General features: G+C 59.3%; 18 protein-coding genes and 1 pseudogene. 8 read left to right on the forward strand and 11 right to left on the reverse strand.

Features of this window, described 5'->3' with window-relative positions; genetic code table 11:
- Nucleotides 1–99 precede the first annotated feature (99 nt).
- Complete coding sequence (locus NB231_RS11005; protein ID WP_005002731.1) at nucleotides 100–1,236, reverse strand: AI-2E family transporter; 1,137 nt, start codon at nucleotides 1,234–1,236, stop codon at nucleotides 100–102.
- Nucleotides 1,237–1,575: 339 nt separating this feature from the next.
- On the opposite strand from NB231_RS11005, the gene NB231_RS11010 reads away from it, so the two are divergent.
- Together NB231_RS11010 and NB231_RS11015 are read left to right on the forward strand one after the other, a co-directional pair.
- Nucleotides 1,576–2,724, forward strand: a complete 1,149-nt coding sequence (locus tag NB231_RS11010) for a coiled-coil domain-containing protein (RefSeq protein WP_040662235.1) — start codon at nucleotides 1,576–1,578, stop codon at nucleotides 2,722–2,724.
- Between the two features lie 10 nt (nucleotides 2,725–2,734).
- Nucleotides 2,735–4,054: a peptidoglycan -binding protein gene (locus tag NB231_RS11015; protein WP_005002734.1), complete on the forward strand. Its 1,320-nt coding sequence runs from the start codon at nucleotides 2,735–2,737 to the stop codon at nucleotides 4,052–4,054.
- A 41-nt stretch (nucleotides 4,055–4,095) separates the two neighbouring features.
- Here the strand turns inward: NB231_RS11015 and NB231_RS11020 are convergent, their stop codons facing one another.
- The 4 genes from NB231_RS11020 to NB231_RS11035 all read right to left on the reverse strand — a co-directional run bounded on the left by NB231_RS11020 (nucleotide 4,096) and on the right by NB231_RS11035 (nucleotide 7,886).
- Nucleotides 4,096–4,596, reverse strand: coding sequence for an alpha/beta fold hydrolase (locus tag NB231_RS11020; protein WP_005002735.1), 501 nt, complete (start codon nucleotides 4,594–4,596; stop codon nucleotides 4,096–4,098).
- 7 nt (nucleotides 4,597–4,603) lie between these two features.
- A complete protein-coding gene (locus NB231_RS11025; RefSeq protein WP_005002736.1) occupies nucleotides 4,604–4,921 on the reverse strand; it encodes a DUF4389 domain-containing protein in 318 nt (105 codons plus the stop codon).
- A 163-nt stretch (nucleotides 4,922–5,084) separates the two neighbouring features.
- A complete protein-coding gene (locus NB231_RS11030) occupies nucleotides 5,085–5,456 on the reverse strand; it encodes a DUF2237 family protein (RefSeq protein ID WP_005002737.1) in 372 nt (123 codons plus the stop codon).
- Nucleotides 5,457–5,591: 135 nt separating this feature from the next.
- Nucleotides 5,592–7,886, reverse strand: coding sequence for a transketolase C-terminal domain-containing protein (locus NB231_RS11035; protein ID WP_005002738.1), 2,295 nt, complete (start codon nucleotides 7,884–7,886; stop codon nucleotides 5,592–5,594).
- Nucleotides 7,887–8,104: 218 nt separating this feature from the next.
- On the opposite strand from NB231_RS11035, the gene NB231_RS11040 reads away from it, so the two are divergent.
- Nucleotides 8,105–8,314 (forward strand): hypervirulence associated TUDOR domain-containing protein, encoded by a 210-nt coding sequence (locus tag NB231_RS11040; protein ID WP_005002739.1) that lies wholly within the window; start codon nucleotides 8,105–8,107, stop codon nucleotides 8,312–8,314.
- A gap of 342 nt (nucleotides 8,315–8,656) precedes the next feature.
- Here the strand turns inward: NB231_RS11040 and NB231_RS11045 are convergent, their stop codons facing one another.
- Together NB231_RS11045 and NB231_RS11050 are read right to left on the reverse strand one after the other, a co-directional pair.
- Complete coding sequence (locus tag NB231_RS11045; RefSeq protein ID WP_005002740.1) at nucleotides 8,657–9,079, reverse strand: type II toxin-antitoxin system VapC family toxin; 423 nt, start codon at nucleotides 9,077–9,079, stop codon at nucleotides 8,657–8,659.
- Nucleotides 9,070–9,324, reverse strand: coding sequence for a type II toxin-antitoxin system Phd/YefM family antitoxin (locus NB231_RS11050; protein WP_005002743.1), 255 nt, complete (start codon nucleotides 9,322–9,324; stop codon nucleotides 9,070–9,072). The genes NB231_RS11045 and NB231_RS11050 overlap by 10 nt, the downstream gene beginning before the upstream one ends.
- Nucleotides 9,325–9,645: 321 nt before the next feature.
- On the opposite strand from NB231_RS11050, the gene NB231_RS11055 reads away from it, so the two are divergent.
- Both NB231_RS11055 and NB231_RS11060 read left to right on the forward strand, forming a co-directional pair.
- The gene (locus tag NB231_RS11055; protein ID WP_005002751.1) at nucleotides 9,646–9,855 is read left to right on the forward strand and encodes a hypothetical protein; all 210 of its coding nucleotides are present in this window, start codon (nucleotides 9,646–9,648) and stop codon (nucleotides 9,853–9,855) included.
- Nucleotides 9,848–10,096, forward strand: a complete 249-nt coding sequence (locus NB231_RS11060) for a hypothetical protein (RefSeq protein WP_005002753.1) — start codon at nucleotides 9,848–9,850, stop codon at nucleotides 10,094–10,096. The genes NB231_RS11055 and NB231_RS11060 overlap by 8 nt, the downstream gene beginning before the upstream one ends.
- 17 nt (nucleotides 10,097–10,113) lie before the next feature.
- Here the strand turns inward: NB231_RS11060 and NB231_RS11065 are convergent, their stop codons facing one another.
- Together NB231_RS11065 and NB231_RS11070 are read right to left on the reverse strand one after the other, a co-directional pair.
- Entirely contained in the window at nucleotides 10,114–10,533 is a 420-nt protein-coding gene (locus NB231_RS11065) for a type II toxin-antitoxin system VapC family toxin (RefSeq protein WP_005002755.1), read from the reverse strand.
- Complete coding sequence (locus NB231_RS11070) at nucleotides 10,530–10,784, reverse strand: FitA-like ribbon-helix-helix domain-containing protein (protein ID WP_005002756.1); 255 nt, start codon at nucleotides 10,782–10,784, stop codon at nucleotides 10,530–10,532. The genes NB231_RS11065 and NB231_RS11070 overlap by 4 nt, the downstream gene beginning before the upstream one ends.
- An 87-nt stretch (nucleotides 10,785–10,871) precedes the next feature.
- On the opposite strand from NB231_RS11070, the gene NB231_RS11075 reads away from it, so the two are divergent.
- Complete coding sequence (locus tag NB231_RS11075) at nucleotides 10,872–11,069, forward strand: hypothetical protein (RefSeq protein WP_156776985.1); 198 nt, start codon at nucleotides 10,872–10,874, stop codon at nucleotides 11,067–11,069.
- 60 nt (nucleotides 11,070–11,129) lie between these two features.
- Here the strand turns inward: NB231_RS11075 and NB231_RS11080 are convergent.
- A pseudogene (locus tag NB231_RS11080) lies at nucleotides 11,130–11,860 on the reverse strand (transposase).
- A 326-nt stretch (nucleotides 11,861–12,186) separates the two neighbouring features.
- On the opposite strand from NB231_RS11080, the gene NB231_RS11085 reads away from it, so the two are divergent.
- Nucleotides 12,187–12,417, forward strand: a complete 231-nt coding sequence (locus tag NB231_RS11085; RefSeq protein ID WP_005002766.1) for a hypothetical protein — start codon at nucleotides 12,187–12,189, stop codon at nucleotides 12,415–12,417.
- Nucleotides 12,418–12,422: 5 nt separating this feature from the next.
- Here NB231_RS11085 and NB231_RS18630 read toward each other — a convergent pair whose 3' ends face one another.
- Nucleotides 12,423–12,656 carry a hypothetical protein gene (locus NB231_RS18630; protein WP_156776986.1) on the reverse strand — a complete coding sequence of 78 codons (234 nt, stop codon included), beginning with the start codon at nucleotides 12,654–12,656 and terminating at the stop codon, nucleotides 12,423–12,425.
- 82 nt (nucleotides 12,657–12,738) lie between these two features.
- Here NB231_RS18630 and NB231_RS11090 point away from each other — a divergent pair, with 82 nt between their 5' ends.
- A complete protein-coding gene (locus tag NB231_RS11090) occupies nucleotides 12,739–14,100 on the forward strand; it encodes a hypothetical protein (protein ID WP_005002767.1) in 1,362 nt (453 codons plus the stop codon).
- Nucleotides 14,101–14,105 lie beyond the last annotated feature (5 nt).

Here is a 14,105-nt window from a genome sequence, read left to right on the forward strand (position 1 = left end):
ATTAATAGCGGATTACCGTTCAACAGGCCCTGGTACGATAACAGCGGCTTTCAGCCGTGCAACCCCTTGCGGCAAAGCTTCCCCAAGGGTGGGATGGGCTCAGTATTCCGAGTCCTGCTGTTCGCCGCCTACCCGCGGTTCACCATAGAGGCTGCTGCGCAGGTAACGATCATGGGCATGCCGCAGCAGCACCATGATGATCGCGGCGATCGGCAGTGCCAGTAAAATCCCGCTGAAGCCGAACAGCTGCCCGCCAGCGAGCACGGCGAAGATAACCGCCACGGGATGCAGGCCGATGCGATCCCCGACCAGTAACGGTGTCAGCAGCAGGCTCTCGAGTAGCTGACCGACCAAGAACACGCCACAAACCAAGCCGAGCGGCATCAGCCAGTCGCTGAACTGAAACACCGTAGCCAATGCCGCCGAGCCGATCCCGACGATAAAGCCGAGATAGGGCACGATGCTGGCGATACCCGCCAGCATCCCCACGAGCAATGCCAGATCGAGCCCGAGCAGCCATAAACCGAATGCGTAAATCACACCCAGCGCGAGCATGACCAAGAGCTGGCCGCGCAGGAACGCCGCCACAACCTCATTGCACTCGCCCGCCAGCGTGCTGATGATCGGCTCCATCCGGCGCGGTAAGAGGTCGCGAATACGCGCGATCAGTACATCCCAGTCTCGCAGTAAATAAAAGGTTACTACGGGGATGAGGGCCAGGTTGGCCAGCAACCCGGCCAGAGCCAGGCCGGAGCTCGTCGCCTGGGCGACTACGCTGGCCGCAAAGCTGCTAGTGGATTGCCAGTGCTCGGCGATCGCCCCACGTAGGGTTGCCAGATCCAGCGACTCGATGCCGACCCCAGCGTGGGTGCGCAACCAGGGCAGTCCTACCTGATGCACCCAATCCACCACTTGAGGCAGCAGCGAGCGTAGCGAGTCGAGCTGACTGCCGAGCATGGGCAGGAGCAGCAATAGCGCGCCGACGCCGACCAAGCTCAGTCCAGTGAATACGACAATGACCGCGAATGTGCGATTCAACCGCAATCGCTCCAGACGGTCGGCCAAGGGGTCGGCGAGATAAGCCAATAAGGCACCGGTGAGAAAGGGCATCAGAATGGGGCGCAACAAATAGATCAACACACCGCCCAAAGCCAGAGCGAGCAGGAGCGGCCAAGCCCGGCGGTCGGGCAGGCGTGGCTTCAGCTCCGGTCCCGGGCCGGGGTCGAGGGTTGTCATGGCCAAGCTCTACGGCGGCAATGGACAAGCCCGACTTCGCCTCGAGTGGGACTGGCCGAACAATAACGGCTGTCTCTGGCGCAGCGTGTGATCATGGACGGTATCCACATGATGCAGCGGTTCTCCCCCAGATCCTTTAGCGGTTAGGCTAGTGGTGGATGAAGATCTTGAGGAGTCGTATTTTTTGTTAATCTGGCATGCGGGAACAGGACTATAACAGATGGGTGGCGGCATGACCGCATCCAAGGGTTTCTGCAGGAGGGGCGGGTTTGAAATCTACTGCTATAGGGGTCGGTGGAGGTGGTGCGCCGAGTGTACCGCCCTATCAGGAGGCCCGCAGTGCGTAATCCGTATCGTGTCCTGATCTGGATGAGCCTGTTTCTACTTGCCGTGGCCATCGTTTGTGCCATGCTGGCGGTCCCGCTGCGCAGCGCCTTTATGGCGAATCCGATCTTCAACGGCATGATCCTAGCCGTGTTGGGCATCGGGCTTGTCATCAATTACCGCCAGGTACTGGTGCTGGCCCCCGAAGTGCGCTGGATCGAAGCCTTTCGCCGCGCCGAAGGCGAGATGCCGTTACCGAGCAGTCGACTGCTTGGTTCGATGGCCCGCATGCTGACGGGTCGCTATGGGGATCGCTTCAGCCTCTCGGCGCTGTCCTTACGCGCTTTGCTAGATGGAATCCGCTCCCGGCTGGATGAGGCCCGCGACTTATCTCGTTATATTGTCGGACTGCTGGTTTTTCTGGGATTGCTCGGGACGTTTTGGGGTCTGCTCGAGACCTTGCGGGCCGTGGCGGGTGTCATCGGCGAGTTGGACGTGCAAGGTCAAGGCGCGGCGGCCATGTTCAGCGAGCTCAAGTTGGGGTTGCAGCGGCCGCTCTCCGGTATGGGCACTGCCTTCAGCTCCTCGCTGTTCGGCTTGGCGGGCGCGTTGGTGTTGGGTTTTATCGATCTGCAGGCGGGACACGCCCAAAACCGTTTTTACAACGATCTTGAAGAATGGCTCTCCGGCCAGACCCGATTATCCTCGGGGGCCTTCACTGGAGAAGGTGAGGGCTCCGTGCCCGCCTATATCCATGCCTTGCTGGAGCAGACCGCGGACAGCTTGAATAAGCTGCAGCGTGTGATGACGCGCAGTGAGCATGAGCGGCGAGCCGCTGATCAAAAGCTACTGAGTCTCGCCGAGCAGATCGCGAACCTCTCCGAACAGGCACGCAGCGAGCAGAAGGGCCTGATCGGCTTGACTCGGATGCAGGCCGAGTTGCAAGGCCTATTGGACCGGATTGCCGATGGACTCGCGGGTAACGAAGAGCACGCCCAAGAGGCAAGTGCGCTCCTGCGTCATATCGCGCACGGCATCACGAACTTGCGTCAGGAACTTACCGTGGATCGAGAACGCCTGAACAACGAGCTGCGCGAAGAGGTACGCTTGCTGACACGCACGGTGGCCCATTTGGGCAGTACGGATCGGCCCCCGAGCCAGTGACGCAGAGGCCATGTTCGAAGCGCAGCGCCGCGGCCGTTACAGTCTCAATATTTGGCCGGGTTTCGTCGACTCTTTGGCCACGATTCTGCTGGTGTTTGTCTTTGTCTTACTGCTGTTCGTGGTCGGGCAATCCTATCTGAGCCAGGTGTTGACGGGGCAGAGTCAGGCATTGGAGCAGCTACACGCTCAGGTGGACCAGCTTGCCCAGACGCTGTCGCTCGAACGGGAGCACAAGGCCCAGGTCGAGGCGAAGCTATCACGCGTCTACCAACAGCTGCATGCCACGCTCGCGGAGCGGGCTCAACTGCGTAGCGATTTGCAGCTGAGCCAGATCAAAGTCCACCAACTTCAGGCTGATATAGCCCAAGCCAATGAGCGAGTGAATGTCTCGCAGCGCCAGCTCAAGCTGCGGCTCAGCGAGATTGCCTCGTTGCAGGCGGACATAGACACGCTACGTAAGGTGCGTGAGACGCTCGAGGCAAAGGTTGGCGAGTTGGTTTCGCATCTTGAACACTCAAGGGGACAGCTTAGTGCGGCTCGGGATCGTACTAAGGCGCTTGAGGCGCTGCTTGCCGAGGCGCAGGAGCGCACCCAGCTGGCCCAGAAGACGCTCCAGCATAGGGATATCCGCATTCAGGATCTGGTGGCTCAAATAGAGGAGCGGCAAGAGGCACTCGCGCACCAACATCGGCTAAGCGCCGCGGCCGATGCCAAACTCGGCGCATTGCGCCGGCAGCTACAGGCCTTGCAAGAGCAGATCAGCGCGCTGGCCGCTGCGCTGCACAGTTCCAAGCAAACGGTGGTTTCACAGAAGGTGCAACTCCGACGCCTCGGCGAGCAGCTCAACGTAGCACTGGTGAAGAAAGTCAAGGAGCTGTCGTATTATCGCTCGGAATTCTTCGGCCGATTGCGCCAAGTGCTGGGCGATGTGCCGGAGATTCGGGTCGTCGGCGATCGCTTCATGTTCCAGTCCGAGCTCTTTTTCCCCAGCGGTTCGGCGCAAATCGCAGCGCCAGGCAAGGATAAGCTCGACCGTCTCGCTACCGTACTCGAGGAGGTTTCCCGGCGTATTCCCGGCGATGTCGACTGGGTGTTGCAGGTCGATGGCCATACCGACCGGCGCCCTATTCACACGCCTCGATTTCCCTCCAACTGGGAGCTCTCGACAGCCCGCGCCTTATCCATCGTGCATTATCTCGTCACCCGGGGCGTGCCGCCAAACCGCTTGGCGGCGGCGGGATACGGCCAATACGATCCGATCGATTCCCGCGACTCACCGCAAGCCCTTGCACGCAACCGCCGGATCGAGCTGCGTTTGACGAGCCGTTGATTGAACGGTTCAGACGGCCGATCCGCAAGGATGAGCGGAGTTCACAATTGCAGCTCGTCGAGAAAGTTCTCGAACAGCCGCTCAAGCCGTGGCAGGTGGACATTGAGCGTATGGTTACCGTCGAGCACATGCAGGCGGACGCGATGTTGCTGCGCAAAGCGCCAGCTATGCTCAACGGGTATCACCTCATCGGCCCAGCCGTGCACGATCTCCACGAGGCTGGCGCACGGCGGCGTGTCCACCTGATAACCGGGCATGAGCAAGGCGGGCGCAATCAGGAAAAGCCCCCGCGGATTGAGGGTACGGCTCGCCACCGAGGTCACGTAGCCACCCATGCTTGAGCCGACGAGCACCAGTGCGTTACCCCTCGGTGGATTGAGGGATAACAGATAACGCACTCGCTCGTCGGCATCGTAGGTAAAGCGGAAGTCCGGGCTTTCGACAGCGAGACCACGGCGGCGAGCGAGTTCGGCCAGTGCCGTGATCTTGTATCCCCAGGGCCCGCTTTCTTTGCCGTGCGCGAAGTAGACACTCGTGCTCATAGGCCAGTTAGTATTGTTGTTGTCGCTGACCATCGGTAAGCGCAGCCAGCTCGGCGGTAGGCCAAGCGTCGAACGGCCAAGGTCGTTCTTCGCGATTGAAGGTGACGTAGAGCAGCACCTGATAGAGGTACGTGCTCAGTTGCCGCGCGAACGCCAGCAGCCGGGGGTTGCATGCACCACTGAGCAGTATAGAGATGAACTGGAAGACCACGATGGCCGTCAGCACCATTCCGGCGGTGCTGTAAATAATCGAGAACAGCACAATGAACAGCCCCCGTAGCCAGGTCTGCCGGTGGGTGAGATGCGCTTTCAGCGTGGAATCCATGAAAAATGCCTCGTGTCGATGGGGTCAGGGGTCGCATGATAACCGCCATCGTGGCTGCGTAGTAGCCATCCGGCGGGCGCTCGACTCAAAAGCAGCCTGACTTGGCCCCGGAAACGGGGCGCTGGGCGAGGTGCTAAATGCCGCGCGGCCAATGGATTCGCGATCAACACAGATCCAGTGCAAAGCGCTTGAGATCCTCCAATGCCACCACCTCTAGAGCGGCCTCATGGGTGGCTGCGAGCACCACGCGTGGCGCGCAGCCTGCTTCCAGCGCCTCCTGCCAGCGGGCCGCACAAAGACACCAGCGATCGTTGGGCTTAAGCCCGGGGAAGCCGGCCTCGGGCAGCGGGGTGGTCAGGTCATTGCCGCGGGCGCGCGAGAAAGCGAGAAAGGCCTCCGTTACTTGAGTACAAACCGCATGCACGCCAAGATCTTCGGGCCCTACTCGGCAGTGGCCGTCGCGATAAAACCCGGTCATAGGATCGTAGCAGCAAGGCTCCAGCTCACTGCCCAGTACGTTGCGATGTTCTGCCATGGCTCTTAGGGGTCCTCTGTGCGAATCGTAGCGAAGCACCCAGTGTAGCTGCGGTGCTCACTAATTCGAAGCCGATTGCGTGCCGCGGCGCTTGAGCGAGCAACAAAATTCGGTCCCCTACCGAGCAAGCACCGCTTATCGGTCGCTTGTGGCAGCCAGCATGGAGCGGGCGGCTGCGATGATCTGTTCTTCATTCGGCAGTACCTGCTGTGCCGCCTTCCCCAAAGGGATATAGCTGTCTTCACCGACGACGCGCCGAATTTGAATACTGCGACCGCAGGTCTCGACAATAGCGGTGACGATCTCCTCCGAGAGCGCGCCGGTGCGTCGACCCTCGTCGACTACCAGGACCCGCCCGATTGACCGCGCGTGCCGAGCGATGAGCATGCGGTTCAGTGGCTTGAGCCAGCGCAGATCGACGATACGTATCCGTGCCCCGCTCTCCCGGCGCAGCCGTCTCGCCGCTCGCAGCGACAGCCAGACTCCGTTGCCGTAGGTGATGATCAGCAACTCGTGTGCCCGCGCATGATAGACCCGCGCTGAACCAAGAGGAATGGCGCGACCAGGCGCGGGATAAGGAAACAGCCATTTGCCGTCGTTGGGTTGGTAGAGATCCTTGGTCATGTAAAGCGCTATCGGCTCGAGGAAGGCCACCACACGGCCATTTACTGTGTTCAGCGCTGCGCAGGTGCGTAGCATCTGCACCGCATCGTCGCCGCGGGCGGGACAAGCGATGATCAGGCCTGGGATATCGCGCAACGCAGCGATGGAATTATCGTTGTGAAAGTGCCCGCCGAAGCCCTTCTGGTAGGCGAACGCCGCGATGCGCATCAGCAGGGGGTTGGCGTACTGGCCGTTGGAAAAAAACTGCAGGGAGGCCGCCTCGCCGCGGATCTGATCGCAGGCGTTGTGAAAATAGGCGAGATATTGGATCTCCGGGATCGGCAACAGTCCCAGGTAGGCCGCACCTTGAGCCAACCCGAGCACGGCGGTTTCGTCGATCAAGGTATTGAATACACGGTGGCCTTTGAACGTCTCGTAGAGCCCGGCGGTGACCGTGTAGACACCACCTTTTTGGGCGACGTCCTCGCCAAAGACGATGGCCTGTGGGTATTTCACCAGCAATTCGTGCAGCGCCCGGTTGAGCTGAACGGCGAGGTGGCGGGGCGGCTGGCGCTCCGGCAGTCCGCCCGAGCCGCCGAACGCGCGCTGAGGCTCGGTTTGATAATCGACCCGGCGCGCCTCGGTGTTGACCGCCGCGGCATCGTAGGGTGCGAGCGGGCGCATGATCTGCGTGCGGTGCTCGAGTTTGGGCGTCCGTGCCGCGCGGGACGCCGCCTTACGCACCCGCTGACGAGCCATTTGATAGCGGTCCAGAATCTGCGTCACGCTCAACAGACCCGCACGCAGCGCCGTGCGTGCACTATGCAGTAGCGGGTCTTGTGCCTCGCCAGCCTCGATCTGTGCCAGGCTGCGGTATTTGTCTTCCAGGTCCGAGCCTGCATGGCCTAGCAAGCGCTGCATATGAAGGTGCAGGAAGGCGGGTTGGCGGGTGCGGCGGACATACTCCACGGCCGCCGCGGCGACGGCGTGGGCCGCGACGAGATCCAAGCCGTCGCCGGTAAAGTAGCGGATGCCCGGACGCCCGCGCAGGCTAGCCTCGATCCAGCCCGCCGGCGGGCGCAGCGAAATGCCCAAGCCATTATCCTCGCAGACGAGTAGGATCGGGCAGGGCAGATGTTGGTGGGTCGTCCAGGCGGCGGCGTTGAACCCCGCCTGCGTGGCGGCGTGGTCCACGGAGGCATCACCGAAGCTGCAGACGATAATGGCATCCGGCGGGATCGGTAACCCGGTTCCGCTGCGCCGCGCGAGTGCGATGGCGATGGCCATGCCCACCGCCTTGGGTAGCTGCGAACCGATGGTCGAGGTCTGCGGCAATACCCACAGCGGTTTGGAGCCCCAGACCTTGTGACGGCCACCCGAGATCGGATCCGCGGCGCTTGCCGCCAGCGACAGCGCCGCATCGTACACCGGATCGATGTGTGGGAGCTTGCGTGCGCGCTCCATCATAAAAGCGCCGGATCGGTAATGCAGGAATGCGGGGTCGGTATGGCGTGTGAGGCGTCCGAGCACGGCGTTGCCTTCGTGTCCGGCGCTGCCGATCGTATAGAAGCCCTCGTTGCGGGCGCGCATGGCGCGTGCCTCGAAATCGAGATGGCGCGAGAGCACCTGTGATTCGAACAATTCAAGGAAGGCCGCACCGCTGAGAGTCGAGCCGCTGCGGATCGGTTCGGTGAGCGCGGCGCGGCCTGCCAGTAGCTCGTCCCACGTCTGTAGGAGCCGAAGGAAGTTTTGATCGACGATTGCGGCGCGGTTGATGGTGTGCGCCGTGTGCTTGCCGCGGGTGGGGCGAGGATCTTTAGATATCATGGCCAAACCTGGCATGGGGCGTCGGCTAGTAGGCATACTCTAGCGTAGTCTCCCGCCCCATTTGGCGCTTATAGCGCCAAATGGGGCGGGGCACTACACCAGAGCAGCGTATGACGAATCGGTGAGCGACTGACAATCGAGCGCACGCGCCGTGATCTCTATGGTATGAGTTTCGGTGTCGAGTCGGATCATCCACCTGCTACGAGGACGACTCCGTTATGGCTACACGTTTCAAAATCGGCGATCACGTTCGCTGGAATTCCGAGGCGGGCTACGTCAGCGGCTGCATCGTTAACATTCATACTCAAGATTTCCGGTGGAAAGGGCATATCCGCCGCTGCAGCGAGGACGAGCCGCAGTACGAGATCAAGAGCGACAAGACCGATCACATTGCCGTGCACAAGGGCTCGGCGCTGACCCGCATCTGACGCCGCCGGGCCCGATGGCGGGTTAGGACAGGCCTTACATTTGAAATAGCTGTCGAAGAGCCTTGTCGTCTCCAGTTCAATACGCGACGCCGCAAGGCGGTGGCGACGGGATGGTAAACCCCTTATGCATTGAGTTCGCCGGAGCGCTTTATCACGTGACCGCGCGCGGCAACGCCCGAGCTCCATTTTGACGACGAAGACCGGCGACAATTTCTGAGTTTGCTGCGCCAAATGTAAGGCCTAACCCTTGTGCTTGAGTCGAAGGCGGACTCTGTTGTTGTGTTTTTGGGCTTTGCTATCAGAGGCTGAACGGCCAATAACGGCCAATGGAGAACTCCATGTCTACAGCCGTGGTTCGCCCGGCAGCGTTGCGAGCCGCAGCCCCGGCAGCCCAGCGAAATCGCTGGCATTGCGGGTCAACAACGCGTATCCGTGCTCGATTGCCTGCGCGGCCAGCCATAGATCATTATAGCGCGGCCGCGGGGAGCGCCCGGCGCGCTTGACGGCGGCCGCGAGCACGCTAAAAGCCGCGGCCGTGTGCCTGGAGATCTCCAGGGTGGGGCGCTGCTCTACCTGTTGGAGGTAGGCGGCCCGCACCGCTCGCTCGGCCGGATCGGCACAGATCTCAACACCGAAGCCCAGCTCTCCGAGCGAGATTACCGAGGCGAACACCGGTGCGTCTCCGGCCGCTGCGATAACGCTCTGGTGGTCCACCTCGCCGGCAGCGAGCCCCACCCAGATGCAGCTATCGAAAATCATGCCCATGGATCGCGCACCGCTTCGTCGAAATCTTCCTTGCTATCCTCAAGCCAGCGAGCGGCTTGCTCCGGCGTGAGCATAGGCGTCAGTCCGGCGAGTGCCTGGGCTGCGGTCATGGTCGGCTCAGGCGGCACGATTCGGGCGATCATGATGCGGTTTCGCTCGATTGCTACGCTCTCACCCCGACTGGCCACCTTGTCCAGAACCTCGCGAGTGTGCCGGGCCAACTCGGTGGCGCTGATCGTTTGCATCCCTCGATCTCCCTGTTTTACGTATCAATACGTATTATGCACGTTATATGCGCACTCTTCCAGAATGCAGCACACAAGCCGATCGGTTATGGACTGCCGGGCGCCCGCCTCGCGGCCGCGCTGGGGGCGCTATGTTCGTGGTAGGGCTGCAGCAATTCTAATTATGGCGCTCGAGCCAAAACATGTTGAGCGTCAGCGCGCAGCGGATAGAGGAAGAGGCGCTTGGGGGCGGCGTCGTGGCGGTCTTTGTGGCCGCAGTCGGTGGTCAAGCCAACTGTAGTTCCTGGCCTGGGCGGCAATAATTAGAATTGCTGGCTTTCCATGGCTAAGCTTGATCTTTCGACCCAGCCGTCGCAGAAGGAGGCCCAGCTGAAGAGCAACAGCAAGCTGCCGCAGATTACCGAGCAGGTGTCATTGTGCATCATGGTGACTCCCAAGCAGAGGCGCGAAATCAAGTCCTACGCCGCCTCACTTGGGCTCACGAACAAGGAACTGATTCTGCGGGCCATTGAGGCGTTCCGCCATGACTGATCAGGAACCGGAGAGTCAGACCCTTCGCTACCTGCGGTGCATCGACGAGAAGTTGGATGGGCTGCGTGAGGATATGAGTGGCGTCAAGAGCCGTCTTGGCCGTTTGGAGACAGGTGAGGCCCAACTGCATGTTGACCTCGCGCAGATCCACGCCGCACTCGCTGAGCACTCAAATCGCTTTGACCGTACTGACGCGCGGTTTGAACGAATCGAGCGGCGCCTCGAATTTAGTGACATCTAGCTCGCGTTCTTCAGAGCTTACGCCTCCCACGGATTGATAACCTCCACGCCGGCGGCTTTGAAAGGATTTGTGTCGCGCGTGGCGACGGCAAGTCCGTTCGCAGTAGCAATGGCTGCGATATATCCATCGGCTGCGGCGATTGCCAGACCAACCGCATGCGCCTTCGCCATCAGTTCGGCATAGGCTTGCGTGCATGCGAGATCAAACGCGAGCACGCGCCCGGCGAACAGCGGTATCACCCGCTTTTCCATGTCCTCCTGTAGCCTGGTCCGCCGTTTGCCAGGCGGCAGAAGAGCGACTCCCGCTCGTAGCTCAGCAACCGTGATGGCGGACAGATAGAGCGTTTCAAGCGGTTGCGCATCGATCCACTCGATGACTCGGGCTTGCGGCGTACGGCGCAGCGGCTCAGAAACCACATTGATATCAAGCAGGATCATCCAAGGTTCAGCGCACGGGCAAGGGACTTGTCGCGGACCTGCTCGAAGACGGCGAATTCTTCATCGGTGAGCTTGGTACGGCGGCCAATGTCGGCAAGCAGCGATCCCAGCTTTACGCGCCCTTCCGGTGTCACCGCCGCTTCCAGAATCGCGCGCACCTCGGCTTCCATACTATGACCGTGTCGCGCGGCTCGCACTCGCAGGGCCCGATGCACTTCATTGGGCAAGTTGCGTACCGTAAGCATGGCCATTTTCAAAAACTCGCTTTACATTCGATGCATACATAATAGCGATTTGCATGCATCGGAGCAATTCAGGTGCACCATCATGTGCTGAAAATGGGACGGATTTTAATTATTTTCTTGGGGGTGCGGGGGCGTCCCCCTGCGCTTGCGGGGGTCATGGCACGCTACGAGCACCTGCCGATATACAAGAAGGCCATGGACGTGGCGGTGTATTTCGAGAAGGTGGTCGCGGGCTTCCGGCAGTCATGGCCGGTAGGTAGTCATGGGTCGGACCTACCCAAGTTTTTGTAACTTATACAGATTAAATCAATAAATTTCACGCTTTCAAGCCTTAGAGCGGCGATTTCATACTCAGAATTTGATAGCGTAATCCGCCGCGTCCTCCCTTAAAACGCGGCTGTTTCCGTGCTTCTCAATGGTCCGATGAATCGCGAAAATCCCCAGATCAGCCTGAAAGCGTGCAACAAATGCTTGGCTGCCGATCGCGAGGCTCCGGGACCAACGCTCATCACGCACGGACTGCTCGGCCTTGAGGGCTTCCTCAATCCAGCTTCGATGAATCAGTTGAAGCCGTTGAAGATCCGGGATGCCCAACAGACCCATGAGGGCTGGGTAATCAATGGTGCGGTACCGTGCGGGTGGATTGTGGATTTCCCGATAGCCAGAGGCTTCCCATTCTCGCGGATGATGAACGGCGCCTGCCCGTACCATGTTCAGATCGATATACGTGATACAGCGTGCCAGATGCTCGTCCGCCTCTATAGCGGTGGCATGATAGCGGTCTTCCCAATAGGCACCCCGTCGTTGTTTTCTCTGGTTATAAGCTTGCGCGGTATGTCCGGCAATCAATTGCATGCTCTTTGCAATTTCTCCGTGGCCCGGTCCTGCACCAGTAAATGAATGTGGTTGGATGTGACGATGAAATCCAGGACGCAGAGCCCGAACCGTTGGCGGGCGTCGAACAACCAGCGACGCCACAATCGGTGGTCCCGCGCGAATTTGAGCAGAAACTGCTGGCGGTGGCAGCGGTGGGTAATGTGCCAGACATGGCCGGAGAGCCAGTGACGATTTGCGCGTGGCATTGAGTTCCTTCCTTAGAACAGCGTTTTGAATGGGACGATGGTCCGTTTAAGCTGTGATTCAAGTGTTATTTTTTCACTGTTCTCTGATTTATCAAATGATTACGCTGGTCCGACCCCGACTTCGCCCGACTTCGCGATGCCGGATTTCTCCGGGGTAGACGCGCGTTGAGCGGTGCGTGGCGACCGGTTAACCGTGCATCTATCGCACTTTGGTGGAAAAACGAGCTGGCTCGCCGGGTTTATGAAACGATCGGGTTAACACGCTCAAAAACCAGGGCTATCACTTCGAGCACAACTATGGCCACGGCGAACAGTATCTTGCCAGCATGCTCGCCGGGCTGATGCTGCTCGCCTTTCTCATCGACCAGATCCAGGAGCACGCCTGCCGCGCGTTCCAGCGCGCCCGTGAGCGCTGGCGCTCGCGACGCCATCTCTGGGAGCGCCTGCGTGGTCTGGTCTTGAACTTCTACGTTCCCGACTGGACGGTGCTGATGGCCGCCTGGTCGGACGCCGCCTCACTCCACATGACCTTGCCCGCGCTACCCGATACCTCGTAGCGCGATCAGCTTGTGTCTCGATCGATAGCCTGGTTTTGAGCGTTCCGACCAACAAGCCCCCGAAAGCCCACCGCCACGGTGGCGGGTTGTCGTGTCCACAGAAAAAGCGGACCCCACCGGGCAGCGTTAAACTTAGCAAAGACTTGATCACCGGGAATTGCTGGGATGCTCTTGTCTAAGTTTTTGTTTTGATATTTTATTTTTTTATCTTGATAATTATTTGGCAAAAATAGCGCCATATAATGGCTACAGTAGTGAATATAGAAATGAAGTACCTAGGCAGGTTAATAACCAATTGATCATGTCTCAACGGAGTGTGATATGGCTGCAAATATCTTCACGGTGTTCAATCACGGTACGGCCTTTGACCGGGACAGCGATCCCAATGAATTGATCAGTGAGCTCAGTCGAGCGGTGAAGGGATACGAGGCCCGCATCGAACAAACGGCAAAGCCCACACGGGACTGTCCGTTACCCTATCGTTTGACATCCGCCCATCCGACTCACTTGATTTGTGAGGGACCAGGGTCTCAAGCGGTTTCGGCGCTTGAGTCTGCAAGTGGTGTAGCCCATGACCGCCCCGGGGTGTTTAATCCGTTAATAGATGTCGAAAAAAACGCGGGCAATTCCCACAAACTCAACCCGGCTCTCACAGCAGCGGGCCGACGAGCATACTGGATCATGGGGAGCAAGGAAAGCAGCAATTTTCAAGACCATTTTATGGGTAATACAGCGAGCAGTTCGAAGGTTGGCGGTTTGGGCTTAGGCCGGGGATGGGATGATAACGTCTATAAAACTGCCTGGCTCGTGCAGCATCTAAAATGGTCGGAAGGCGTGCCCATCGATACGGTCAATTTGATTGGGTGGAGTCGGGGAGCAGTCACGTGTCTGAAGACTGCCAACAAGTTGTTTGAAGTGTTTGAGGACACCATCAACGTCAATATATTCGCCGTCGATCCGGTACCGGGAGGGCTCAATGCCGTCACCGACGACATACGATTCATCCCTCCTAATGTACGAAATTACGCCGCTATTTTGGCACTGGACGAAAATGGCTGTCTATTTGAAGCCTTGGACCGAAGCACGGTCGCTTTCATGGCTCCGAGGAGCCAGCACGGCCCAGGGGGCAACCCGGACAGTCTCAATCCCAGCCACGTCAAGCCTCATGTGCATTTTTTGCCATTTCCCGGCAATCACTCTGACGTGGTCAACTCAGGCCTATCCAGCCAAGCGGTCGCAAATAGTCCCAGACTGATCCGTCATCTCGCGTGGAAATTTTTACGCGCTCATGGCACAGAATTTCACTCAAGCTTTGACCTCGTTCCACGGACGGTCTGTCACCTGTACGAACAGCTCATGACCGATCTTCCGGCAATCGCGAAACACGCTCGGACTGTTTGGATCGGCAAGCATGGTTTACAAAGGGAGCGTGAAGTTTCATCCAACAGGGGAAACTACGTCAAGGAACCGGAAACGTACCTCAACGAACATCATCGAATGTGCGCTCTTGGGACAAGCTACCCGGGCTGTCTTGACCTGGAGGATATATTCTGCACCAAAGACTGGGCTGACTGGAACGTGCACCGAATTATGGATGATTGGAGTGAATGGCGAGGCGGCAAGACCGTCAGTCTACCCAAGGAACAAACGCATCTGCACAAACTTGGTTTTGGTCTTGAGTGACGTGT

This window comes from Nitrococcus mobilis Nb-231 (assembly GCF_000153205.1).
GTDB lineage: Bacteria > Pseudomonadota > Gammaproteobacteria > Nitrococcales > Nitrococcaceae > Nitrococcus > Nitrococcus mobilis.

Bases quoted from the DNA above. Each gene is read 5' to 3' on its own strand.
- NB231_RS11005 (WP_005002731.1), bottom strand. From the start codon at position 1,236: ATGACAACCCTCGACCCCGGCCCGGGACCGGAGCTGAAGCCACGCCTG.
- NB231_RS11015 (WP_005002734.1), top strand. From the start codon at position 2,735: ATGTTCGAAGCGCAGCGCCGCGGCCGTTACAGTCTCAATATTTGGCCG.
- NB231_RS11020 (WP_005002735.1), bottom strand. From the start codon at position 4,596: ATGAGCACGAGTGTCTACTTCGCGCACGGCAAAGAAAGCGGGCCCTGG.
- NB231_RS11025 (WP_005002736.1), bottom strand. From the start codon at position 4,921: ATGGATTCCACGCTGAAAGCGCATCTCACCCACCGGCAGACCTGGCTA.
- NB231_RS11030 (WP_005002737.1), bottom strand. From the start codon at position 5,456: ATGGCAGAACATCGCAACGTACTGGGCAGTGAGCTGGAGCCTTGCTGC.
- NB231_RS11035 (WP_005002738.1), bottom strand. From the start codon at position 7,886: ATGATATCTAAAGATCCTCGCCCCACCCGCGGCAAGCACACGGCGCAC.
- NB231_RS11040 (WP_005002739.1), top strand. From the start codon at position 8,105: ATGGCTACACGTTTCAAAATCGGCGATCACGTTCGCTGGAATTCCGAG.
- NB231_RS11045 (WP_005002740.1), bottom strand. From the start codon at position 9,079: ATGGGCATGATTTTCGATAGCTGCATCTGGGTGGGGCTCGCTGCCGGC.
- NB231_RS11050 (WP_005002743.1), bottom strand. From the start codon at position 9,324: ATGCAAACGATCAGCGCCACCGAGTTGGCCCGGCACACTCGCGAGGTT.
- NB231_RS11055 (WP_005002751.1), top strand. From the start codon at position 9,646: ATGGCTAAGCTTGATCTTTCGACCCAGCCGTCGCAGAAGGAGGCCCAG.
- NB231_RS11060 (WP_005002753.1), top strand. From the start codon at position 9,848: ATGACTGATCAGGAACCGGAGAGTCAGACCCTTCGCTACCTGCGGTGC.
- NB231_RS11065 (WP_005002755.1), bottom strand. From the start codon at position 10,533: ATGATCCTGCTTGATATCAATGTGGTTTCTGAGCCGCTGCGCCGTACG.
- NB231_RS11070 (WP_005002756.1), bottom strand. From the start codon at position 10,784: ATGGCCATGCTTACGGTACGCAACTTGCCCAATGAAGTGCATCGGGCC.
- NB231_RS11075 (WP_156776985.1), top strand. From the start codon at position 10,872: ATGGGACGGATTTTAATTATTTTCTTGGGGGTGCGGGGGCGTCCCCCT.
- NB231_RS11085 (WP_005002766.1), top strand. From the start codon at position 12,187: ATGCTCGCCGGGCTGATGCTGCTCGCCTTTCTCATCGACCAGATCCAG.
- NB231_RS18630 (WP_156776986.1), bottom strand. From the start codon at position 12,656: ATGGCGCTATTTTTGCCAAATAATTATCAAGATAAAAAAATAAAATAT.
- NB231_RS11090 (WP_005002767.1), top strand. From the start codon at position 12,739: ATGGCTGCAAATATCTTCACGGTGTTCAATCACGGTACGGCCTTTGAC.